General features: G+C 52.5%; 21 protein-coding genes and 2 pseudogenes. 7 read left to right on the forward strand and 16 right to left on the reverse strand.

Annotated features, from left to right (window positions below; genetic code table 11):
* Positions 1–224: 224 nt before the first annotated feature.
* The 12 genes from K7397_RS00870 to K7397_RS00920 all read right to left on the reverse strand — a co-directional run bounded on the left by K7397_RS00870 (position 225) and on the right by K7397_RS00920 (position 12,347).
* Positions 225–998, reverse strand: coding sequence for a hypothetical protein (locus K7397_RS00870; protein WP_223066042.1), 774 nt, complete (start codon positions 996–998; stop codon positions 225–227).
* Positions 999–1,546: 548 nt separating this feature from the next.
* Positions 1,547–1,960 carry a YjdF family protein gene (locus K7397_RS00875; protein ID WP_223066043.1) on the reverse strand — a complete coding sequence of 138 codons (414 nt, stop codon included), beginning with the start codon at positions 1,958–1,960 and terminating at the stop codon, positions 1,547–1,549.
* 223 nt (positions 1,961–2,183) lie between these two features.
* Entirely contained in the window at positions 2,184–4,292 is a 2,109-nt protein-coding gene (locus K7397_RS00880) for an iron ABC transporter permease (RefSeq protein ID WP_223066044.1), read from the reverse strand.
* Positions 4,289–4,795, reverse strand: a complete 507-nt coding sequence (locus tag K7397_RS21210; protein WP_237690567.1) for an ABC transporter substrate-binding protein — start codon at positions 4,793–4,795, stop codon at positions 4,289–4,291. Before K7397_RS21210 ends, K7397_RS00880 begins: the two co-directional genes overlap by 4 nt.
* A complete protein-coding gene (locus K7397_RS21215; RefSeq protein WP_237690568.1) occupies positions 4,749–5,339 on the reverse strand; it encodes an ABC transporter substrate-binding protein in 591 nt (196 codons plus the stop codon). The genes K7397_RS21210 and K7397_RS21215 overlap by 47 nt, the downstream gene beginning before the upstream one ends.
* 177 nt (positions 5,340–5,516) lie before the next feature.
* Complete coding sequence (locus K7397_RS00890) at positions 5,517–6,308, reverse strand: IucA/IucC family C-terminal-domain containing protein (protein WP_223066045.1); 792 nt, start codon at positions 6,306–6,308, stop codon at positions 5,517–5,519.
* 54 nt (positions 6,309–6,362) lie between these two features.
* Complete coding sequence (locus K7397_RS00895) at positions 6,363–7,223, reverse strand: ABC transporter ATP-binding protein (protein WP_223066046.1); 861 nt, start codon at positions 7,221–7,223, stop codon at positions 6,363–6,365.
* Positions 7,224–7,444: 221 nt separating this feature from the next.
* Positions 7,445–8,395, reverse strand: a complete 951-nt coding sequence (locus K7397_RS00900; protein ID WP_223066047.1) for a M15 family metallopeptidase — start codon at positions 8,393–8,395, stop codon at positions 7,445–7,447.
* A 241-nt stretch (positions 8,396–8,636) separates the two neighbouring features.
* Positions 8,637–10,064, reverse strand: a complete 1,428-nt coding sequence (locus K7397_RS00905) for a DEAD/DEAH box helicase (protein ID WP_223066048.1) — start codon at positions 10,062–10,064, stop codon at positions 8,637–8,639.
* Between the two features lie 185 nt (positions 10,065–10,249).
* Positions 10,250–11,083, reverse strand: coding sequence for a uroporphyrinogen-III synthase (locus K7397_RS00910; protein ID WP_223066049.1), 834 nt, complete (start codon positions 11,081–11,083; stop codon positions 10,250–10,252).
* A 122-nt stretch (positions 11,084–11,205) separates the two neighbouring features.
* A complete protein-coding gene (locus K7397_RS21950; RefSeq protein WP_337926655.1) occupies positions 11,206–11,976 on the reverse strand; it encodes a winged helix-turn-helix transcriptional regulator in 771 nt (256 codons plus the stop codon).
* Entirely contained in the window at positions 11,952–12,347 is a 396-nt protein-coding gene (locus K7397_RS00920) for a Fur family transcriptional regulator (RefSeq protein ID WP_223066050.1), read from the reverse strand. Before K7397_RS00920 ends, K7397_RS21950 begins: the two co-directional genes overlap by 25 nt.
* A 272-nt stretch (positions 12,348–12,619) precedes the next feature.
* On the opposite strand from K7397_RS00920, the gene K7397_RS00925 reads away from it, so the two are divergent.
* The 4 genes from K7397_RS00925 to K7397_RS00940 all read left to right on the forward strand — a co-directional run bounded on the left by K7397_RS00925 (position 12,620) and on the right by K7397_RS00940 (position 16,347).
* A complete protein-coding gene (locus K7397_RS00925; RefSeq protein WP_223066051.1) occupies positions 12,620–14,173 on the forward strand; it encodes an FAD-dependent oxidoreductase in 1,554 nt (517 codons plus the stop codon).
* Between the two features lie 281 nt (positions 14,174–14,454).
* Positions 14,455–14,781, forward strand: coding sequence for a PadR family transcriptional regulator (locus K7397_RS00930; protein ID WP_223066052.1), 327 nt, complete (start codon positions 14,455–14,457; stop codon positions 14,779–14,781).
* Positions 14,778–15,410, forward strand: a complete 633-nt coding sequence (locus tag K7397_RS00935) for a DUF1700 domain-containing protein (protein ID WP_223066053.1) — start codon at positions 14,778–14,780, stop codon at positions 15,408–15,410. The genes K7397_RS00930 and K7397_RS00935 overlap by 4 nt, the downstream gene beginning before the upstream one ends.
* Positions 15,403–16,347 (forward strand): DUF4097 family beta strand repeat-containing protein, encoded by a 945-nt coding sequence (locus tag K7397_RS00940; RefSeq protein ID WP_223066054.1) that lies wholly within the window; start codon positions 15,403–15,405, stop codon positions 16,345–16,347. The genes K7397_RS00935 and K7397_RS00940 overlap by 8 nt, the downstream gene beginning before the upstream one ends.
* Before the next feature lie 137 nt (positions 16,348–16,484).
* Here the strand turns inward: K7397_RS00940 and K7397_RS00945 are convergent, their stop codons facing one another.
* The 3 genes and pseudogenes from K7397_RS00945 to K7397_RS00955 form a co-directional block, all read right to left on the reverse strand.
* Positions 16,485–17,228, reverse strand: coding sequence for a hypothetical protein (locus K7397_RS00945; RefSeq protein WP_223066055.1), 744 nt, complete (start codon positions 17,226–17,228; stop codon positions 16,485–16,487).
* Complete coding sequence (locus K7397_RS00950; RefSeq protein WP_223066056.1) at positions 17,228–17,680, reverse strand: ParB N-terminal domain-containing protein; 453 nt, start codon at positions 17,678–17,680, stop codon at positions 17,228–17,230. Before K7397_RS00950 ends, K7397_RS00945 begins: the two co-directional genes overlap by 1 nt.
* A gap of 113 nt (positions 17,681–17,793) precedes the next feature.
* Positions 17,794–17,973, reverse strand: a pseudogene (locus K7397_RS00955) (hypothetical protein); the annotation flags it as partial.
* Positions 17,974–18,121: 148 nt separating this feature from the next.
* Here K7397_RS00955 and K7397_RS00960 point away from each other — a divergent pair.
* Positions 18,122–18,358: pseudogene (locus K7397_RS00960) on the forward strand (helix-turn-helix transcriptional regulator); the annotation flags it as partial.
* Between the two features lie 227 nt (positions 18,359–18,585).
* Here K7397_RS00960 and K7397_RS00965 read toward each other — a convergent pair.
* Positions 18,586–19,038, reverse strand: a complete 453-nt coding sequence (locus tag K7397_RS00965; RefSeq protein WP_223066057.1) for a hypothetical protein — start codon at positions 19,036–19,038, stop codon at positions 18,586–18,588.
* 501 nt (positions 19,039–19,539) lie between these two features.
* Between K7397_RS00965 and abc-f the strand changes: the two genes are divergently transcribed.
* Positions 19,540–21,534 carry a ribosomal protection-like ABC-F family protein gene (gene abc-f, locus K7397_RS00970; protein WP_223066058.1) on the forward strand — a complete coding sequence of 665 codons (1,995 nt, stop codon included), beginning with the start codon at positions 19,540–19,542 and terminating at the stop codon, positions 21,532–21,534.
* Between the two features lie 31 nt (positions 21,535–21,565).
* Positions 21,566–22,237 (forward strand): DNA-3-methyladenine glycosylase family protein, encoded by a 672-nt coding sequence (locus tag K7397_RS00975; RefSeq protein WP_223066059.1) that lies wholly within the window; start codon positions 21,566–21,568, stop codon positions 22,235–22,237.
* Positions 22,238–22,316: the final 79 nt, after the last annotated feature.

The following is a 22,316-nucleotide window of genomic DNA, read 5'->3' on the forward strand; positions in this document are numbered from 1 at the left end:
AAGTATTAAACAGAGATAGATGATGAACATAGAATAAGGAACCTCTGTCCATTCTAATGCTGTCTTATAAATGGTATTACTAAAGGATTTTCCCTGTAGTAAAAGAATGGAAGCAACTAAATGATGTAGAGATTCCCGTACTATATAGGATAAAACTCCTAATGTAATAAATACCATTCCAGCTCCTCGCTTATTCAATGTTCAATCCTCCTCTTCAATATTTTTTAATAATCTGGAAGAGAGCCGCTTTCCACTACAGTGTAAACACCATCTGGTAGTCCACCAGCCATTTCCCTTGCGACAAATATATCAGTCCAGATATTGCTTCCTGGTTCTGAATGTTGGAACCCTGTATAAAGATTATAATAATGAATTGTTTCTTGTGTATATCCATAAGTATTATTCATAATGGGATAATAATCCATCCATGCATATGTTAGAGGAGGTATATGATGCACAACAGAATCTGAAGAAGAATACGTTTCAGACCAAGAAGCACCGCCTGTTATACCAAGTGAAATTGCTTTACCAATATCGGAGCTTGCAGTAACACCTATGTTGGCAGAAAATGATTGGGAAGCTGTATAGTTAATTGTTCTATCAACTGCCGAATTGTTTGGATTGCGAACAGCAACAGAAATTCTTTTATTTAGCGTTGGGCGAGGAGTAGCATAGATATAACCGGATTCATTATATACATAAGATCTATAAAGCACTTGATCTCCAAATGCTAAAGGAGAATAAAGAGATTTTATTGCTTCTTTTGCAAGGTTTTTTGCTTTTTCTGTTTCGAGATTTTCTGCATCTTCTTTCATCTTGACGTATTCTTCCAGAGATATTTCTTTGAGAAATCCATCAGTAGAAACAAAGGCTCTTACTACTTTTTTATCGTTCTTAAGAGGTGCATTATTTTGGGCAAAAGTTGCATTAGGAATAAGGAGCAAAATAGATAGTATGGATAGAAGTGCTATTTTTTCATAATTACTCCTAATTTGCAAAATATTAACCGGCCGATTAATTGTATTATATCATTTGGTTTAAACAACAATCAAGAACTAATGTATATAACTGGAATTTAGTTGCAATGAACTAAATATGAGTATTCTATTATTTCTAAGATATACCCTACAGTCAGATATATTATAGGTTTAACTGTAATTGAGTAACTTCTTGGAAGTATAAATGTATCATAAAGGTTTGGCATTTAGTTAATCGTAAAATAAAAATTTGCAATCATAAATTTGAAAGGTGAGTGGAGAAAAGTCAGTATTTATGGGGATTCTGAGCTTGTTTAATGGATGATCTGATAAGTGATAGATTAATCTATCATGACTAAAACCAGTATACTTATCCAAAGGATAGAATGCCAACTTTTGTATATTTCGGGAGAAAAAGAAACGGCCGCGCTCCTTCTGAAGGTACAGCGCAGCCGCTCGCTTGTATTCAATTCCTATTCGGCAGAGCTCGCTTGAAGATTCTTTCAGCGATCCGTTCTAAACTCAGCTCGGGGCTCGGGCGGCAAAGCTCGCATCGCAGGGTCCTGCCATCAACGGCCCTTGTGCTTGGCCTTCGCTTTTTGGCGGGCAAGCTCCCGTTTCCTCTCCTTCAGCGCCTCGCGCATTTCGCGGCTTTCCTTCTTCCGTTCCCGCTTGCACTCCTCGTACTGAAGCTTGATTGCCTGCTCGGCAAAGGTGCCGATGCCTCTGGCTTTCATCTCCTTGGAAACCTCGCGCTGAAGCCGTTTCGGACTGATTTTGCGGATCTGCCCCGCTCCTGTCGCAACAACGGAATTCATGCCTTCAATCAGTCTGCTGAACTCCCCGCTCTGGACGAAAGCAAGCAGCTCCGGATTCGTGGGCTCGGGACCGAAAATATGCCGTGCGGCCTTCACGATTCCCTGCTCCTCGGCCTCAACTGCGCCAACCCAGTACGGATTTTCATAATACACGATCAACTTCATAGTCAATCCCCCTCTGTCTACATACAGAAGCGACGGACATCCCGAGGGGGAAGGTTACTGATACCCGGCTGCGCGCCAAAATCCGGAAATGCGGTTTTTTGCGTCCTTAAGCCAGGTACGTCCGGACTACCAACCGGACCGTGATTTTACGCTTCCGCTTCCTATGATAAAACCGGGGCGGCGATTCGTCCAGAGGGCTTTCCGCCGCTTGGCAGGCGGAAGATCAGGTGCGGCGGCTGCCCGCGCTCTTCATCAGCCACAGAAAATAAGGCGCGCCGAGTACGGCTACCACGAGCCCGGAGGGAATCTCCTTCGGCGCCAGGACCGTGCGGCCGACCAGATCCGCCAGAAGCAGGAACAGCGCGCCCAGCAGCGCCGCCAGCACGGTCAGCTTGCGGGTGCCGGATGGCGCCAGCACTCTGGCGGCATGCGGTGCGAGCAGGCCGACAAAGCCGACGGTGCCGACCGTCGCCACCGCCGAAGCGGCCAGCGCAGCGCCGATCAGCCCGGCCAGTGCCCGCACACGGTCCGGCTTTACGCCTAGGCCGATGGCCGCCGCGTCCCCGAGCGCCAGCAGATCCAGCCGGCGGGCGATCCACCAGGCGAGCGGCAGCAGGGCAAGAGGCCAGATAAACAGCATCTGCAGTTCATCCCAGCTGCGAGCGTAGGTGCTGCCGGATAGCCAGACCAGGAGCGACGCCACGCGCAGCTGCGCCTTCACGACCAGCGCCTGAATGCCGGCGGCGCAAAAGGCTGAGATGGCCATGCCGATCAGGGCCACCTTGGCCGGTTCCACCCCTCCCTTTCGGGTGAACAGATAGATCGCGGCCGCGCAGGCCATTGCTCCCAGAAATGCTGTTCCGGGAACAAACGCCGCGGAGAGTCCCGGAACCAGCATCATGACGGTGAGCGCGCCGAGACCGGCGCCGGATGTAATCCCGATGACGGAGGGATCCGCCAGCGGGTTGCGGACGACGCCCTGCAGCAGAGCCCCGCTGACCGCGAGCGAGGCGCCGGCCAGGCAGGCGACAAGCAGCCGCGGGAGGCGGGTATCGATCACCATGTAGCGAACCAGCTTGCTGCCGCCTCCCGTCAGAGCGGAGAGTGTCTCGGGGAGCGTTAACGTTTTGCTGCCCAGCATGAGGCCAGCCAGAAATCCGGCAGCGAGCAGCAACACTGCCGTCAGAACGGCAGCGCCGTAAGGCACGCGGCGCAGCCAGCCGAGGGTCATGCCGGAGCCGCTGCCCTGGACGTCTCCCCGGGAAGGCTTCATCCGGTAAACGAGCCAGACCAGCCAGGGAGCGCCAAGCAAAGCCGTCACTGCCCCTGCGGGAAGAATGCCAAAGACAGGCTCCAGCACAAGGACGCCAAGGTCGGCCGTCATCAGGACGACCCCGCCCCAGATGGCGGCCGCCGGCAGGAGCAGCAGGTGGCGGCGGATGCCCATCAGCCGCAGCAGATGCGGAGCGAGCAGGCCGACAAACCCGATGGGGCCAACCGCGCTTACCGCCACCGAAGCCAGCAGCACGGCAAGCAGGACGCTCAAGGTCCGGGTCAGAGCGATGCGCTGGCCAAGGGAGCGCCCCACCGCCTCATCCATGAGCAGAATGTCCAGATTACGGCTAAACCCCAAGGATATCGCGATCCCCCCGGCGATCCACCCCCAGGTGGAGGCAGGATTGTGCCAGTCATTCTGCACAAGCGTCCCCGAACCCCACAGGAACAAACCGGATGTTTCATTCTCATAGAGAAGCTGCAATGTGCCCGTGATGGACGAAAGCACGAGAGAAAGGGCCATGCCCCCGAGCGCAAGCCGTATGGGGGATATTCGTTTGCTCCCGGCTAGCAGGAACACGATCCCTCCGGCCAGCAGACCGCCCAGCGAAGCAGAGAGCAGCGGGGATGAGCTGCCAAGCGAAGGGAAAAAGATCGCCGATACGATCACGGCCAGATAAGCCCCGCTGTTTATGCCTAGCGTACCGGCTGAAGCTAGCGGATTGCGGGTAAGCGTCTGAAGCAGGACGCCGGATACGGCCAGTGCCGCTCCCGCCACAAGTCCCATTACGGCGCGCGGCATTCTAACGCCGCGGACAATTTGCTGAAGCGGGTCCTCCGGATCCAGATGGAAGAGGGCTTCCCGGATGGTACCAAGACGCACATCCGCCGTTCCCTGCGTGATTTGAACCATGCCGATCAATAACAGCAGCAAGGGACCCGCAAGAAATACAATAAATAGAACGCCGCGTGACGCATGACCTGCAGGCACAGACGGAGTCTGTGCCTGTTCAGGAGTCCCGGATGCCGCAGCAACTTCGAGCTTACGCCGGATCATGGCGCAAGAACTTCGGCCGCTTTATCGACAAGCACCTTGGCCGACAGCGGTCCTCCAAAAAACCACGTGTCGCCGCCCAGCGAATAGGTACGATTTTCTTTGACAAACTGCAGATTTTTCCATACCGCGTTGTTTTTAAGCTGGCTCGCAAACACATTGTCATTGTCAGGTACTACGTAGAGCAAATTGGACTGCTGCAGGGCAGGCAGAGCCTCAACCGTTTTTTCGGAATATCCGTATGGCTCAAAGGCCGGATCGGAATAGGCGTTTTTCAGACCGATTTTATTCAGCGTTTTGACGGCGAGGGAATTGTTCGTAAAGATCCGCATTTGCGGCACGTTATCGCTGCTCCAGGCCTGCACCAGCGTAAATTCCGCGTTTTCTTTTCCGGCCGCCTTCATTTTTTCCGCCACATCGGCATAGGTCTGGTCCAGGTCCGCCAGAACCTTGCCTGCTTCAGACTGCTTGCCCGTAATTTTTTGCGATCGTGTTGAAGGTATCAATCATTTCCTGATATTGGTCAACATTCGGGTCATTCGGATAAGGGCTGAACGCCAGTGTCGGCGCGATGGCATTCAGTTTGTCATAGATGGACTCAGCCCGGTAATCGGCCGTAATAATCAAATCCGGCTCAAGTGCGGCGATGGCCTCCAGATTCGGTTCCTGACGCGTCCCTACGTCGACAACATCGCTGCCAAGCGGCGTGTCACCGTTAACCCATTGCTTATACCCTTTTATATCGGCAACCCCCGCCGGCTGGATTCCCAAAGCTATAAGGTCTTCCGCGTAGGTCCAATCCAAAGCTACGATTCGTTTCGGGGTCCCCTTAATGACGGCCTCTCCCAGCGGATTTTTGTAAGTTGCTGTCTCCCCGGAAGCCGCAGGTTCCTGCGAGGACGGCGCTGCTGATGAGGCGTTTGCCTTCGCAGCCTGGTTTCCCTTCCCGCTTTCGTTATTGACGGCTGATTTCCCTCCGCAAGCGGATAGCGCAAAGCTGAATATGACAAGGACTGCAAGCGGCAGCAGCCATTTTCCCAATCGTTTCATAAATGAATCCCTCCAAATATAATAATCAACAACGCAAATAATAGTTTATATAGCGGAATACTGAGAATTTTAGGTACAAGAAAGAAGGCTAGCCTATGCCCGGCAGCTTCTAACCCTGATTTTTGACGCTGTATGAAAAGCCAACCGAAAAGGCAATGTGCCAAGTTCTGCTTCAGTTCAGGTAGAGGGCTTTGCCATATCCGCAAACTTCTGGGCTCTTTGTTCCTCGGTCAGCTTGGGGCATGTGATGCAGCAGCCGTAGCCTGTATCCGTACGGTAAGCAAGACAGCATGTCGGTTTCATCACCAGCTGTTTGCCGGGCTCGCGGGGATCGTCGATCATGACCTTTTTATATGTAAAAGGGTTCCGTTTTAGCCCGAACAACGCCGGATCGAGACTCTCCGCAAGGAAGCGGTGGTCTTCGCGAAGGCGCAGCTTGTCACCCTCGCTTTCGAGCATTCCCTCTATCAGCTTCATATAATATTCAATGCCGAGCGGCAATTGTCCCCAAAGCTGACCCAAGGAAAGGCCGGTAGAAGCGGCGAGGGTCTGAAACAGCGGCCGAAGCTGACCCGCGTAGAAATGCTCCAGTACGGCAGCCCTCTTCTCTTCATGGCTTCCGGCCGGCCAAGGCAGTTCCTCCGGACCTGCCAGCCTGAACACGATCTTTGGATACTTGTCGCGAAACGCAAGATGAAGCTTGATATTATCAAGTGAAAGGTCAAGCATTCGGTCCGTCAAAGAGATCATATACTGTAGAGCGACACAGACCCCTCGCCACCATGCGGCAAAATAAGTGCCCGCCACCTGAACATCCGTCCCTTTAATCTGCAATCGGAAGGCTTCAAGAAAAGTTTCCATTGCCTCCGGCTGCAGCAGTTCCTTGGCGTTTACGCTGTAAGCGGAGCCGCCTGGGTCACATCTGACCAGGCATAAATACTGATCAAACAGTTCGAAATTTATGCTCAAGCAGGGTATCCTCCTTCGACAGAGCGGCAGCCAAGTGTCGCAAGCTTTGGATGACTAACGAAACGCTGCAGCTACCTGGGGTGCGGGACGCAGCTCCCTGTCTGCCGCTTTAACGCGTACCTCGGACTTGCGGCCGGCCAGTTCATACGGCAAGCACAGAGGCACACCTGTACGGGGATCTATGATAATATCGGCTTCAATGCCAAAAACATCCCTCATCACTTCCGGGGTCATGACCTCCGCCGGTGTTCCTGAAGCCACAGCCTTGCCGGATTTGATGGCAATCATATGCTGGGCATATCTTGATGCGTGGTTCAGATCGTGCACGACCATGACGATCGTCCGGTTCTGTTCCACGTTCAGCCGCTCCAGCAGCTGAAGCACCTCAAGCTGGTGGGCCATATCGAGGAAGGTGGTCGGTTCGTCAAGGAACAGGATTCCCGTTTCCTGTGCCAGTGCCATGGCAATCCAGGCGCGCTGACGCTGTCCGCCTGACAGCTGCTCGGTCGGACGATCCGCGAATTCGGACATTCCGGTCACCTCGATAGCCCACTCAATCACCCGCCGGTCCTCCGCGTTCAGGCTTCCAAAGCCCTTCTGGTAAGGAAAACGGCCATAAGACACAAGCTCGTATACCGTCAACCCGTCCGGAGCCGTCGGGTTCTGCGGCAGAATAGCGAGCTGTTTCGCTACCTCCCGTGTGGACTGCTTGTGAATAGACTTGCCGTTCAGCAGAACGCTTCCGCCTTTCGGCTGAATAATCCGGGCCATTGTCTTGAGGATAGTGGACTTACCAGAGCCGTTCGCCCCTACCAGCGCTGTAATTTGGCCATCCGGAATCTGAATATTCAGATCCTCGACAATCATCCGGTCTTCGTAAGCAATATCAAGACGGGCCGTCCGCAGAGAAACCATGGCACAACTTCCTTCCCCATTAAAATCTGTATTTATTCAAGTTCAACAAATTCCCTTTGATAATCATTATCAATCTCTATGTATAAAGATACTGATAATCATTATCATTTGTCAACACTTATTTCAAATTATTGTAGTTTTTTTATGATTGCGGCGGACAAGAAAAACGGCTGCCCCGTCCTTTTCAGGACCGTACAGCCGTTTCTTTCAAACAGACCACGTTATTTCGAAACCGGGATCGCGTTGTAGTATTCTTCAAGCGTAATTCCCCGCTCTGCGATGTCTTTCGCAATCTCTTTTCCGACAAAGCGGATATGCCAAGCTTCGTATTTATAACCGGTGATGTCTTCCTTACCTTTCGGGAAACGCACAATAAATCCGTATTCATGCGCGTGTTTGGCAATCCAGGCCGCTTCCTCCGTGTCTGCAAAACAATCCTCCGCCGCACATTTGCCGTCGCTGCCCGATACGTCGATCGCAAGCCCTGTTTCATGCTCGCTGTATCCCGGAACGGCGCTATAGGTCTTCGCCTTCTCTTCGCCATCTTTCTTCACATAGCTCTCAAACAAAGCTTTTTGTCTGGCATAAGAGCGATAGCCCGAAACGCCCGCCAGATAGATCCCGTCTTTCTTGGCGCCTGCGAACATCTCTTCGAGCGCCTCAGCCGCCTCTTTGCGCATCATGCGCTTTTCGATTTTCTCCTTAAACGTGAACGTCACATCCGGATAAACGAGATCCTTGGGCTCGTAATCCTTTGGAAGTCCTAACTGCTTGTTGACAAGCACCGCGATACTGTCGGGATCCGTTGCCACAGCCTGATCCGGCTGCGCTTCTCCCGAAGCGGGAGGGCTCCCACCACCTGTTCCCGAAACTGGAGGGCTCTCCGTACTTGTTCCCGGATCGGTGATGCCGGTATTTGCCGATGGGCTTGCACCACTTGTCCCGTCCGAAGAAACAGCTTCGTCCGGATTGCCCGAATCCGTTACGGGATCACTTGAAACCGTGGCCGGATCAGTGATACCTCCCTGACTTGAAGAAGCTTCCCCCACGTTATTACTCGTAGCCGTAGTCGATTCCCCATTGCCGCAAGCAGCCAACAATACAGCTGTCAGCAGCAGCGTAAGAGTTGAAGCTGCCAAAGCGGCTTTTGCTCTCCCTGATGTTCGGTTCATGCGTTAGTGTTCCTCCTCTTTCCAAGCGACCGTTCCAGGCGGTCGTTACGTTACCTTCTATCTTCTATAACGATATAACGGATCTTGCCGGTAAAATGTTGCGGCAGCACAGCCCCATTTGGTTCCAGCAGCCCAAAGCGCAGGCAAGCAAGGCAGGGCAGGAACGGCAACCGGCCTTCCCTCCCGCCGAGGCTGCTGATGGAGCTGCCGGTAGCACCCGCCCGCTAGTTATGCCGGGCGTTTAGCGCTGCCGTCCCCCGCGGCGCCCCCCGCTTCGGCCACGGCCGCCGGGCGAACCGCTCCGCCCCTGAGGGCGGCTGTCCTGCCGGCCGCCTCTGCCGCCTGCGGACCGGCCTTCGCGGCGGCCTCCGCCTGCGCGTTCCTCGCCGCGGCGTCCTTCGGCACGCCCGCCTCCGGCAGCCCGGCCGCCGGATTTGCCGGCGCGCGAAGCCGCCCCGCCTTTCTTGGGGCGGCCGTCTCCGCGCTCGCCCGCGCGTCTGCCGCTCTTGGCGGCAGCCTCTTCGCCGGGCTTCTCCCGCTCGGCGAAGCCGGAAGCTTCGTAGCGCTGACGCTTGATCCGCTGCGAAATGCCGCGCTCAATGTCGCGCAGCTCCGGCAGATCCTTCGGCGCAACGAAGGTGACGGCCAGGCCCTTGCCGCCGGCGCGCCCTGTCCGGCCGATGCGGTGAATGTAATATTCCACATCCTGCGGAATATCGTAATTGTACACATGCGTCACGCCTTCGACATCGATGCCGCGCGCCGCCACATCCGTGGCAACCAGCAGCTGCAGCTTCGCGCTGCGGAAGGCGCGCATCACCTGCTCGCGCTTCGCCTGCGACAAATCGCCGTGCAGCTCGTCCGAAGCGTAGCCTTTGCTCTGCAAAGCTTCGTTCAACGTTTTGGCGCGGCGCTTCGTGCGGCAGAAGATGACCGCCAGGTAAGGACGGTCCCGTTCAATCATGGCGATCAGAGCGTCCTGCTTCGTGCGGTCCGTACATTCCACCACCAGCTGGCGGATGTTGTCCAGCGGAATGTCCGAATCCGAAGAAATGCGGATATCCCGGGGAGCGTTCATGTAGTTTTTAGCCAGCCGCCGGATGCCGTCCGGCATCGTCGCCGAGAACAGCATGCTCTGCCGTCTGCGCGGAATCGCATGGAGGATTTCTTCGACCTCCTGCAGAAAGCCCATGTGCAGCATCTGGTCCGCTTCGTCCAGCACAAGCATGGTCACGCCGCCAAGAGCAAGCGACCCGCGCCTCATATGATCCAGCAGCCGGCCCGGCGTCCCGATGACGAGCTGGCTTCCGCCTTCCAGCTTCCGCAGCTGCCGCTCCACATCCTGCCCGCCGTATGCGGCCAGGATGTGAATTCCCGGTTTCCCCGCCGCAAGCTTCCGGGCTTCAGCCGTGACCTGGATCGCAAGCTCCCGCGTCGGCATAATGACAAGCGCCTGCGGATGTGCTTTCTGCGGCTGAATCCGCTCCATGATCGGGAGCAGAAAAGCCAGCGTTTTCCCGGTTCCCGTCTGGGCCTGCGCAATGACGTCTTCGCCCGCAAGCAGCGGCGGAAGCGCCGCTTCCTGAACAGGCGTTGGCTGCACAATTCCCTGGCTTCTCAAATTATTAAGTATCTCGGGCGATAACCCGAATGCTTCAAAAGTTGACAATCACTTCACCTCATTATGGTTTGAACCTTCCGGCCCGTAGAAACATTGTAACAAGGAATGTCCCAAATCAAAAGGCCGGTCGCTTTCCAGCGTTCCGGCCTCCCAATCGAAGCGTTATTGTTCCGTTAACGGCTTAGTTCTATTGTATGACTGCTTAGCTTCAGGTTCCTCAAACGGTCCCTCGCTTACTCTTTTCCATTTTGTCCGGCATAATACCGCGCAAGCTCAACCATCATGCTGCCCATCCGTTCTTCCCGCGGAGCAATAACCCGCGTAAGGCCCGCTTCCCTCAGTCCCTGCGCAGTCACTTTGCCCACGGATACGGCGACAACCGGACCCTCCAAAGCCTCAAGCAACTGCCCCGACCGTCCCGATTTCGCCGCATATTCCAGCAGGAAACGCACCTGGGGGCTGCTTGTAAACGTAACGGCATCGACAGCGCCGCCGAGAATATCCTTAAGCAGCTGCTCCAGGCTCTCTTCCGGTGGGGAAACATGTCGGTAGGGCAGGAGCTGTATGACGCTTGCGCCTTTCTCCTCCAGCCAGCTGTTAAGCCTTGGCGCAGGGTCGCCGTGAAGCTGAAGCATCACGCTTGCGCCCTGAAGAGAATCTGCGAGGCCCAAGCTCTCCCACGAGTGGATCAAGCCTTCCGAGCTTCCGTCATCGTCCCTGACCACGGGTTCGAGCTTCCTCTTTTTCAAGGCGTTAACGGTCTTATAGCCTCTTGCTGCAATACGCGAGTCTCTTAGGAGATCCCATAAATCCGCTGCAAGCCCCATATCCTCAGCCATGCCAAACAACGCTTCCAGACCCATGCCTGTCGTAAGCACCGCCCATTCCGGACGTTTGGACAACCAGGATACGATCCCGTCCCTCAGCCGGGTGTCATCCAGGAAAACCGTACCCTGGCTTGGACGCAGCAGAGGAATTCCTCCCATATTTTCTACAAGCTTGCTCAGCTCCTGAGAACGGCGCGGACCCGTTAACGCAATCCGCTTTCCTTCCAGTCTTCCACCCATCTTTCATCCTCCCAGTGATGCGGCATAGCCGATCTAGCATTATGATTCCTAGCTTATAGGACAGACCGAGCGCCTGTAAATCCGCAAACCTTCCTCGGCATGTATCTAACGATAAGGAACAATCAATCGGCGAGCCGGTATCCAGCGCCCCGGACCGTAGCGATATATTCCGGTGATGCTGCGCGGTCTCCCAGCTTTTTGCGAAGGCTTTTGATATGGACATCCACCACATTGCTGCCTCCCAGAAAAGTCGTGCCCCAAACGGCCGACAGCAGATCCTCGCGGGTCATTACGCTGCCTTCGCTTTCCAGAAGCTGCACGAACAGATCGTATTCCGTCTTGGTCAGATCGATTTGCTCGCCTTTGCGGTATACCGCCATCTTCTTGCGGTCGATCCACAAATCCTTGTATATAGCCGGCGAAGTGCCTGCCAGCAGGCGTGAAGCCACAGGCCGCTTGCCCGCATAATTGCGGATAATGCGCTGGGCGTGGTAGACCAGCTCCTGAGGCCGCGAAGGCCATATCAAAAGCTCCTGCCGGCTAAGATCGGCATCCAGACGCGAGAGCATCTGCTCCTTGATCAGATACAAAACCGGCACACCGCCCGTATCCTGGGATAACACCGATTTGATCACCACCGAATCCTGCTCCCTGTACCGGGTCAGATCAAAGATCAGCAAATCCGCCGAGAGGGCATTCCGGATCCCCTCTTCCCGGTGATGAAACACCATTACGTCAAAACAGCCCTCCGACAGATCGCGGACAAGCTCATGAATAGCGCTTGGAAACGGGCTGACCACAATGACCCTTTGGGTCACCGGGCAGGCTTCCGCATAAGGCGGGAAATCTTCGTCAGGGGTAACAGCTCTTAATTTGTTCTCTTCTTCAAACACTGTGGACACATCCCTCCGAATACTACGTTTGCGTGATGCACATCATAGCCGGTTTCTTTGGCTACCGCCTGCTTCCAATCCTCAGGAACCGATGACATAACCTCATCCACACGACCGCAGGAAACGCAAATAATATGCTGGTGTTCATCAAGCTTCGCGTCATATCGGCTGGCCGATTCCCCCAGCTTCAGTTCCCGGATCAGTTCCTTGTCCGTCAAATAACGCAGAGAGTTGTACACCGTACCATATGCAAAATTGTAACCCTGTTCAACAAGACGGTTCATTACTTCCGCAGCCGTCGGATGGTCATTCGAATTTCGCACTATATCGTAAACAGCTTTCCGTTGTGTCGTTAAATTTAAACCTTTCATGGTTAAACCCGTCCTTCAATTTGATTTTAGAATAAGTATAAATCCTGATTTAGATTTCGTCAATTTGCTCCTTAGTTGAAAAAGAGACCCAGCCTCTTCCTTCTCCCCATCCCTTCGTTTTTATTCCCGCTTAAGTGGCAATAATTGAAAAGGTACCCCGGCGATCGCAACCCGTGGTTTACGGGCAGCCAATCATGAACGATTCGATTTCCATATAGCTTAAGCTTCCGACGGAAGCCTATGCTTCAACCAAACCTTTAGGAGGATTCTCTATGACCAGCAGCCAAATTCCCCGCGAGAGCGAGCTCCCGCAATTTCCGGAATCGCTTTGGCGAAATACCGTCCAGTTTTCCGAGTTTCCTAGGCTAAAGGGACACACGGAAGCCGATGTAGCCATCGTCGGCGCCGGCATTACAGGCATTACGACTGCCTATCTGCTTATGAAGGAAGGCATGTCTGTCGCATTGATAGATATGGGCCCCATTCTGAACGGAACAACCGGCTATACAACCGCAAAAATAACGTCCCAGCAGGGGCTGATCTATGATTCGTTAATCGGCCATTTCGGCGAGCAGCAGGCAAGGGCCTACTTTGAGGCCAACGAAGAGGCGCTGCAGTTCATCCGCAGCTTCGCAGCAGAACACGGAATCAACTGCGGCATGCTGCAGGAAGATGCTTATTTGTATGCCGACTCCGATCAGGATTTGAAGAAGCTGGGGCAGGAATGGAAAGCCTATGAGAAGCTGGGGCTCCCCGGAGAGTGGCTCGATACACTGTCCCTTCCGCTTTCGGTTAAGGGGGCGATCAAGATGAAGAACCAGGCCCGGTTCCATCCGCTTCAGTATCTCCAGTTCATGGTGAATGAAATCGTGGCCGGCGGCGCAAAAGTTTACGAGAACACCATGGTCGGAGAAAAGGTAGAGAAGGAGAACGGACGCCTCGTTCTTCGTACGGAGCAGGGCGATACGATCAAATGCGCCTACGCTGTGTCCGCCTCCCATTTTCCTTTCTATGACGGGGCCATGTATTTCTCCCGCCTGTATTCCGAGCGCTCCTACGTGGTCGCCATGGAGCCGGAGACTCCCTTTGAAGGCGGCATGTATGTAAACTGCGGATCGCCGAGAAGATCGCTGCGGGCGGCCAGTTGGAATGGCCGGAACCTTGTGCTGGTCGCCGGCGCAAACCACAAAACTGGCCAAAGCAAGTGCACCATCAAAAATTATGAAGAGCTTGAGCAGTTTGGCGGTTCGCTGTTCGGCATCAAAAGCATCCCTTTCCGCTGGTCAACCCAGGACCTGACCACGCTGGACCGGGTACCGTATATCGGCTCCGCCACCAAGGATGATCCCAATATTCTAATCGCCACTGGGTTTGCCAAATGGGGCATGACCACCGGGACTCTGGCCGCCAACATGATCCGGGACCGGATTATGAAACGGGAGAACCGGTACGAGGAGCTGTTCACCCCGCAAAGGTTTAAAGCCGATCCAACCCTTAAAAACTTCATCGTCCAGAACGCCGAGGTCGCCATGGAACTGGTGACCGGCAAGGTGGAATTCGTCCAACGGAAAGCCAGCGAGCTGCAAAACGATGAAGGCGCCGTCGTCCGGCACCATGGCAAGCGGGCCGGCGCTTACAAAGACGGGCAGGGGCAGCTGTTCCTTGTCGATACGACATGTATGCATATGGGCTGCGAGGTGGAATGGAATGCCGGCGAACGTACCTGGGACTGCCCCTGCCACGGTTCCCGGTACAATTATAAAGGCGAAGTGATTGAGGGACCGGCTACAAAGCCGCTGACTTCCCTGGCTCAGGAAAAAGAATAACACTGCTGTTGAAAGGCCCCGGCCCTTAGCCTTCAGAATTCAAGGCTGGGCCGGGGTCTTTCTGCCCTTAAGGATCAGGTTTGCGGCATAGAGCCAAGCACTTGCCTAGCAGCAAACCCTTTCAAGGGAAGGGGCAGCCTATTTTTCAGAATTATATCACTTACTATCTTGCATTATTCAATACTACATGTTAATCTTACTTCAGTACTAATTAATATTCAGTACAGAACATAGCGATAATAGCGATACATCACTTAACAATTGCAAATGAGGGATGCTATTTGGATATCAGTATCCAGTTCAAGAAAGGCGCGCTGGAGCTTTGCGTGCTGGTGCTCATCCATCAGCAGGCACGCTATGGATACGAGCTTGCCCAATCGGTTTCGGAATATATCGAGGTCGCTGAAGGGGCGCTTTACCCGCTGCTGCGCAGGCTTGTCAAGGAAGGCTACTGCATGACCTATCTTCAGGAATCGAGCGGCGGCCCCCCGCGGAAATATTACAAGCTTACTCCCGAAGGAGAAGTCCATATGCACAGGCTCGTCGCAGAATGGAACAAATTTTCCATCGGGGTTACGAGATTAATTCAGAAAGGAATCCAGCCATGACAAAAAATGAATTTCTGTCCGTGATGGAGTCTCATTTGACGGCACTGCCCCCTGAAGAACGGGACGAATTGATGGACGACTACAAAGCCCATTTTGCCTTTGGGCTGCAAAGCGGCAAGACCGAGGAAGAAATCGTCACCGAGCTTGGCGATCCCGCCGAGCTCGCCAAAGAGGTGCTCGGAGACCGCGCCGAGCCAAAAAACGAGCAGCCCTTATACTGGTTCTACGGTCAGGAACAGAAGCAGGCGCAAGGATATGCCGGCCAAACCGGTCAAGGGCCTGAAACTCCCTTGCGGCGGCGAATCGCATGGGTTTCGGCAGCCCTACATACCGGCCTGTTCTTTCTCAATCTGGTGATGATCCCGCTGCTGATCGCTTTCTGGTCGGCAGGGGTTGGGATTGCAGCCGGAGCCGCAAGCGGTATCCTGAGTCCCGTGCTGCTTCTGCTCGACTATCTGAAAGACCCTGTATTTTACCCGGCCAAAGCTTTTGCTTCGGTTGCCCTCGTCGGCATCGGCATTCTGCTTCTTTTGTCTTCCCGGTATATTTTTAAAGGATTGCTGAAATTAACATTAAACTATAGGGGATGGAATGTCCGTCTCATGAAGGGAAACGTGAATCGTGACTAGAAAATGGTCTTTGCTCGCCATCATTCTCATTGTTATTGGACTCGCCGGAATGGCCTATCAAAATTTCAGCTTCGGTGAGCCGCTTAAGTCCTATCAGCACCGCTGGAGCCTTGATGCTTCCCAGTTAGGCGCCTTGAATGTAGACACCGATTCCCCTACCGACATCGAATTCATTGTTAGCGGGGACGGAAGCAGCTATATCGAACTTAGCGGCAATCTGAAACAGGAAATGATCGACAAACTGCAAAAAGCTGAACCGGCCGGAAATGGATTCCAACTGGATTTAACAGATCGTAATTTTGAGTTTCTTTCACTCGACTTCCAAACAGCCAATCCGCATATTACTGTAGCCCTCCCCGATTCCAGACAGTTCGATCATGTTCAGTTCGACTTTCATTCCGGCAGCGGCAAAGTCAGTGGCTTAAAGGCGCGGCACGCGGAACTTAAAGTATACTCGGGCAGCTTAAATATATCGGATGCCGCGGCGGAGCAGTTGAAACTCGAATCAGCCTCGGGTAATGTTACCGCCGAAAATATTCAGGCAGCCCTTGACGCCAGCGTGCAAGACGGCAACATGACCTTGAAACAGATTACCGGCGAAGGCACGTATAAGGTTATGTCCGGCAACATTAAAACCGACTTTATTTCGGGTCATATCAACATGGAAACGACCGATGGGAACATCACGATGGACCACTTTACCGGGGAGGGCGTGCTTAAAACCTTTTCAGGCAATGTGACACTCAGCAACCAGCGTTCGGATGAGCTTGATATCACCGTAGTTGACGGCAACGTGAAGCTGTCCGAGGACGAAGCTTTTCAAGGCTTGTACGACCTTCGGGCCGATGACGGCAGCGTTCACGCTCCCGAAGCTCCGCAAAAGACCAATGATGTCATCAAAATTCGTACGAATTCAGGCAATATCACGGTGAAGTAGTAAGACAAACCGTCCGGAAATACCTAACGGGTTCTCTTTTCGGGTGCAAAATTTGTTTTGACAATGAAATTGACCGTGTTTTTGGTGGAGAAAACCAAATAAAAGGACAGCCAATCGGCTGTCCTTTTATAGTTATTTCAATTCGAATGGATTATGGGTTCAAAAATTCCAAATTGCCTTTTCCCTATTTTGACTAATTCGATTCTTTTGAACTTTTCGTGTTTTAACTTTTGACTTTTATCCGCAATTACTGCTAAGACAGAATGCGAATGGTCTAAAATCTCAAACACATTTTCAAAAAAGTCTATTAACGGGTCTGAGCTATTGCTTCTCCAAGTAACAATGTCACCATAAGGAAGGTCTGTAATGACAATATTAATTTTATTGCTTATTTCACTTTTATGATTTGAAATAGTGACATCACTCTGAAACGTAGTCACCTTCTCAATAATCGAACCTAAAATAAAATCGCTTAATCTTTCTGCACTTTCCAAAGCCTTAATATGAGATACTTTATTGTACAATTGGATATATTCTTTAATTTGCTCTTTCCGTTTATTTAACCCATTAGCTGAAAGCAAAGACAAGTTTTTTTCAGCTACCCCAAGCACATCGCAATTAATGTCGGATGCAAAGATACTTCTAATTTTATCGCTATGAAGTATTCCAATTACTGTGAGTAAATATGCCCCGCCACAACAAGGGTCGTATAGCGAATATGGACCTTTGCTTCCTTTTGCTTCGAGTATTTGAAAGCACCGTTGAATAATCTCATTTGCAAGCCTTACAGGAAACGCAGTTGTTCCATGTGCATTATACAGTACCCTTCCACTTGCAAAGTCTTCATAGTTTTTTTGGATTCTTTCATAAATATATTCCATTACAAGCTACCATCCAATTGACTCCATCTGCTTAAATTACTCAGATTATCACTATCCCACAGAATTACCCAACAATTTTTGTGATTAAGTCTTTTCAACGCTTCATGTCTGCCGTTCCCATCACTAATAATCAATTTCCCCTCATGGTGTTGAACTATTAAGGGAGGGTATTCCCAACCCTTCTGAATTAAATCAGATAACTTTCCAATACGTTTTTCCCAATCATCTAACGGATTATGATATTCCATATTTTCTTCAGGACCACAACATCTTTGAAGTTCATTTATTGATAGTAATATGGGACCAAGCCAATACCTTTTTTGAAGTTTCAAACCATCAGAAAAAGGCGGATTATTTCCAATAGTTTTCAAAAAAATATGCACCCATTCTTCGATACATCCATTTTTGGAAAATAGAATTGCTTCTTCTGTCGTAAATTTCATAGGCAACATTGAAATCCTCACCTTTACCTTTCGGATATATGCCAATATTAGCATTTTCAGAAACACAAGTAAATTTTACCACGACTTCCCACGTAGAGGAAGAATGTCACAGTTTTCTTTCTTTACATAAAATAAATAATATCCTTAATGGTGTATTGTTTATCTGTTAAACCCAAACGTTGAGCAGGAGTCAGTTTTTGCTTATCCCACGAACGGAATGGAAGACAAAAATTATAGAATGTTCGCAGAATTGTCAATGCATATTGAGCGTATTTGGGATTGAAATTTGCATAAATGTAGGAGTCTGTAAAATAGTTTGTGTAAACTCCTAAACCCAGTAAAATGGAAGTCATAGAAAGGTTGGGAGAATACATGGGACTTTGGTCAAAAGAACAACTACGGGCTTTCATCAAGGAGAACAACTTGGTCACCGCGCAAGATGCACAAAATGCCTTAAGCCGTTCCGAATGCTGTCGATATTTCAAGCGAATTTTAAAGACAACACCTTTGAATTACGTAACCGATTATCGAATTCAAAAAAGCTTAATTTTACTACAACAATCAGAATCCAATGTCACAGATGTTGCCTATCAAGTAGGATTTAATAGCACAAGCTATTTCATTGATAAATTCCGAAAGTCGATGAACATGACACCATTAGTATACAAAAAATGTAAAAATTACTGATTCCCTTTGTGAAGGAGTCCACTCAAACTAATGGGTGATTTGGTGAAAAACGCCAAAGAACTAAGTGGACATAGATTCATAAATCGTGGAGAGAATTGCACAAAATTTTTGTTTTTGGGGTACTAGAAAACATTAGCTTAATGGGCATGGGCCAGTACCCCAGAAAGATTCGTTTCAGTACGTTCGTCTCCATGTCCTTATTATGACAAAAGTTGGAAATTAAACTCTTACGCAATACCTTCCGCAATGGCTTCACGGTATGAATGGAGCGAACAATAGACCATCGTGTCCATCAGGACGGGGTCAACTTCCGGCACCAATTCCCGCGCGAAGCCCCAGGCATTCTCTTCAATGCGCAAAGCGATCCTTTTTCCTTCAAGCTCACTCTCGCACGTATCGAGCTGCTCAGACAGCGCGGACAATTCCTTGTCCTCGGCATGACCAAGCTCATGAGCCGCGATAATTTTGAGAACATCCTGCGCTACGTCAAGCGTACCGAAAATTCGCAAGGCCTGCTTGTCGATTTCTTCGAGATACAGGGTTATTGAATGATCCTTCATCGTATATTTGCCGCCAACATTCCGGCCCCCCGGGAACCTCGACTCCATCTTCAGCGCCACTTTGCTGCCTGAACGCTCCACCAACTGCTTCACCATGCGTTTTGCTGTTGTTCTCTCCAAATGCAATCCCTGATTTCTATATATTGTGTATGTTTTATTATACTGGACAACAAAGGCTGATAAAACCACAAACCCTTTATGACCCGTATCGGTCGTTTCAAACAGCTATGAACGGGATGCTAATGTCTTGCTGCGTGCGGGCAAATACGGAGTTTTTCATCTTCTGCTTGCAATTGCAGAGCTATCTCTATAGAATCAAAATATCTGGAATTTGGAAAGGTGGTGAGGGTAGGAATGGATCGCAAGCTGGTATGGAGTCGGATAAAGTGTCTTCCCATGATTTTATCCGGCATTTTTTACAGAGGTTCCGTTAAAGGGGGTAGTCTGCCTATTTTCCTGAAACCGATATCCATACCAAAATTGCGAAATGCCGCTCCTATCTGAACCTCACGGGTATAACTTTTGCAACAGCACGTGGTGAAGAGGCTGCAGGATTTCCTGCAGCCTTTTTGGGTTCTTTTCCCGGGTAGTCGGCATGGGACGAAGGAGAAACCTGAAACCATGATCATTCAATGTCAACATATCCAAAAATATTACGGAGCCGAGCTGGTGCTGAGCGATATATCGTTTGAAGTCGGCAGCGGCGAAAAAGTAGGCCTGATCGGCCGTAACGGAGCCGGCAAAACGACGCTGCTCCGCCTCATCTCCGGCATCGAGAAGCCGGACGGCGGGCAGCTTGCCATTCAGAAAGGAACCCGGATCGGCGTACTGGCGCAGCTGCCTGCCGGCCGCCCGGGCCAGACCGTCTACAGCAAGCTGCAGGAGGCCTTCGAGGATCTGCTGTGCTGCCAGGAGGAAATGAACCGGCTGGCCGCCGAAATGAGCGGGGCTGACGAAGACGCGGAGGCATCCCAGGAAATGCTGCGCAGGTACGGCCAACTGCTGGATGCGTTTGAGCGCGGCGGCGGATACGAAATCGAGTCCGCCATCGACCGTGTGGCGAGGGGGCTCGGCATCCCGGAAGAGCAATATGAACAGCCCTTTGCCTCCCTCTCCGGCGGAGAGAAAACCAAAGTCGGGCTTGCGGTTGTTTTGCTGCAAAACCCGGATCTGCTTGTGCTGGACGAACCGACGAACCATCTGGACCTGCCGGCGGTGCTTTGGCTGGAGGAATATCTCCGCAGCTTTGGCGGGACCGTAATGGTCATCTCTCACGACCGGTACTTTCTGGACGCCGTTACGGGCAAAACCGTCGAAATTGAGGACGGAGAAGCTTTGACGTATCATGGGAATTACACGCACTTCAAAAAAGAGAAAGAGGCGATGCTGCTCCGCCAGTTCGCCGACTACCAGGAGCAGCAGAAGAAGATCAAGAAAATGCAGGAAGCGATCAAGCAACTGATCGAATGGGGCAATCGCTCCAATCCGCCCAATGCCGGCTTTCACCGCCGGGCGGCTTCGATGCAAAAGGCGCTGGACCGTATGGTCAAGCTTAAGAAGCCGATACTGGAGCGTAAAAGCATCGACCTCCGCCTGGAGCAGCACGACCGGACCGGAAAGCTTGCGCTTGTGATCCAGGATGCTGCCAAAAGCTACGGAAACCGCCGGCTGTTTGGCGGGCTGAACGCGACCCTGTTTTACGGCGACTGCGCCGTGCTGATCGGCGGCAACGGCACCGGGAAAAGCACCCTGCTGAAATGCGTCGTCGGCCAGGAGGCTTTGGACGAGGGGAGTGCCCAAGCCGGCTCCCGCGCGGACATCGGCTATCTGGCCCAGGAAAGCGTCCCGGCTCATATGCGGGATACGGTGCTGGACTATTTCCGGCGCGAGGCCGCGATGGAGAGCGGGGAAGCCCGGGGACAGCTCGCCCGCTTCCTGTTCTATGGCGCTGACGTATTCAAGCGGGTCGGCGATTTGTCCGGCGGCGAATGGACGCGGCTCAGGCTGGCAGTGCTGATGCGGCAAAAGCCGAATCTGCTCCTGCTTGACGAGCCGACGAACCATCTGGACATCGAATCGAGGGAAGCGCTGGAGGAAGCGCTCGAGGAGTACGGCGGCTCCATGCTGGCCGTATCGCACGACCGTTACTTCATCAACCGGATCGCCTCAAGGATATGGAGCCTAGAGGAAGGCCGCCTAAGCGATTATGCCGGAAACTATGACGATTATCTGGAGCAGCGGGAGAAGCTGCAGGGGGCAGGCAGACAAACCGGGCAAACCGGCAGCATTACAGCGGCAAAGCCCTCTTCCTCTTCTGCCTCCGCTTCCGCTGCGGGCTCGGGCATCGGACCATCCCGGAAGCAATCGGCCCAAGCCGGCAGTCCACAGGCAGCCGGCAAGAACAGCCGCTCCGCAGCGAATGCTTCTTCCATCGCCCGGCTGGAACGCGATATCGAAGCAGCGGAAGCCGCAATAGCGCGTCTGGACGAGGCGATGATGCAGCCCGAAACCGCCTGCGACGCCGGCAAGCTTCAGGAGCTGCAGCAGGAGCGGGAAGCGCTGAAGTCCCAAGCCGACGATATGTACCGCCGATACTTCGCCATGCTGGAAGCATGATCAAACCAATTGGAGAGGAGTTTGACAGTGTATGGAAACACAGCAGCTGCGCCTGCATCCGGAAGAACCGCGCATAGCCTGGCTATGCGCAGCCGATCCCCGGCTGGGAGCGCTGATCGCGCGCCTCGGGGAACTGACGATCAGCCTTGAACGCGATCCGTTCGAATCGCTGGTCCGCTCGATCATCAGCCAGCAGATCTCCGTCAAGGCCGCCGCGTCGATCCGGGAGCGCGTGCGGGCGCTGGCCGGCGAGTTCACGCCGGAGGCATTGTCCCGGCTGGAGGATGAAGCGCTGCGGGGAGCCGGCCTGTCCGCTTCCAAAGCGGCCTATGTGCGCGACCTCAGCGCAAAGGTCCTGTTGCGGGAAGTTGATTTCACCGCGTTCCCGGACATGAGCAACGAGGACGTGATCACCTCGCTTACCTCCGTCAAAGGGGTCGGCCGCTGGACCGCCGAAATGTTCCTTATCTTTGCCCTCGGGCGCGAGGATGTCGTGTCCTGCGGCGATGCCGGGCTGCAGCGCGCAGCCCTCTGGCTCTATGAGCTGGAGCCGCGAAAGGACCGGAAATACTTGCAGCATCTGCTTCATCGGTGGAGCCCTTACGGTACAATCGCCTCTCTCTACTTATGGGAATCGATCAATCGGGGGCTCGTCGATTCCGGCTTGGGTCTGGATGAATACGGACAGGCGGATGAGCAATAAATCTTCGTCTATTTTTGACGATGCCACATGAAAACAAGGGACATTGAACAAGAAGAAGGTTCTCTCCTCCATGGGAACC

The organism is Paenibacillus caui, assembly GCF_019904135.1.
Classification (GTDB): domain Bacteria; phylum Bacillota; class Bacilli; order Paenibacillales; family Paenibacillaceae; genus Fontibacillus; species Fontibacillus caui.

Bases quoted from the DNA above. Each gene is read 5' to 3' on its own strand.
- K7397_RS00875 (WP_223066043.1), bottom strand. From the start codon at position 1,960: ATGAAGTTGATCGTGTATTATGAAAATCCGTACTGGGTTGGCGCAGTT.
- K7397_RS00880 (WP_223066044.1), bottom strand. From the start codon at position 4,292: ATGATCCGGCGTAAGCTCGAAGTTGCTGCGGCATCCGGGACTCCTGAA.
- K7397_RS21215 (WP_237690568.1), bottom strand. From the start codon at position 5,339: ATGAAACGATTGGGAAAATGGCTGCTGCCGCTTGCAGTCCTTGTCATA.
- K7397_RS00895 (WP_223066046.1), bottom strand. From the start codon at position 7,223: ATGGTTTCTCTGCGGACGGCCCGTCTTGATATTGCTTACGAAGACCGG.
- K7397_RS00900 (WP_223066047.1), bottom strand. From the start codon at position 8,395: ATGAACCGAACATCAGGGAGAGCAAAAGCCGCTTTGGCAGCTTCAACT.
- K7397_RS00910 (WP_223066049.1), bottom strand. From the start codon at position 11,083: ATGGGTGGAAGACTGGAAGGAAAGCGGATTGCGTTAACGGGTCCGCGC.
- K7397_RS00920 (WP_223066050.1), bottom strand. From the start codon at position 12,347: ATGAAAGGTTTAAATTTAACGACACAACGGAAAGCTGTTTACGATATA.
- K7397_RS00925 (WP_223066051.1), top strand. From the start codon at position 12,620: ATGACCAGCAGCCAAATTCCCCGCGAGAGCGAGCTCCCGCAATTTCCG.
- K7397_RS00935 (WP_223066053.1), top strand. From the start codon at position 14,778: ATGACAAAAAATGAATTTCTGTCCGTGATGGAGTCTCATTTGACGGCA.
- K7397_RS00945 (WP_223066055.1), bottom strand. From the start codon at position 17,228: ATGGAATATATTTATGAAAGAATCCAAAAAAACTATGAAGACTTTGCA.
- K7397_RS00950 (WP_223066056.1), bottom strand. From the start codon at position 17,680: ATGTTGCCTATGAAATTTACGACAGAAGAAGCAATTCTATTTTCCAAA.
- abc-f (WP_223066058.1), top strand. From the start codon at position 19,540: ATGATCATTCAATGTCAACATATCCAAAAATATTACGGAGCCGAGCTG.
- K7397_RS00975 (WP_223066059.1), top strand. From the start codon at position 21,566: ATGGAAACACAGCAGCTGCGCCTGCATCCGGAAGAACCGCGCATAGCC.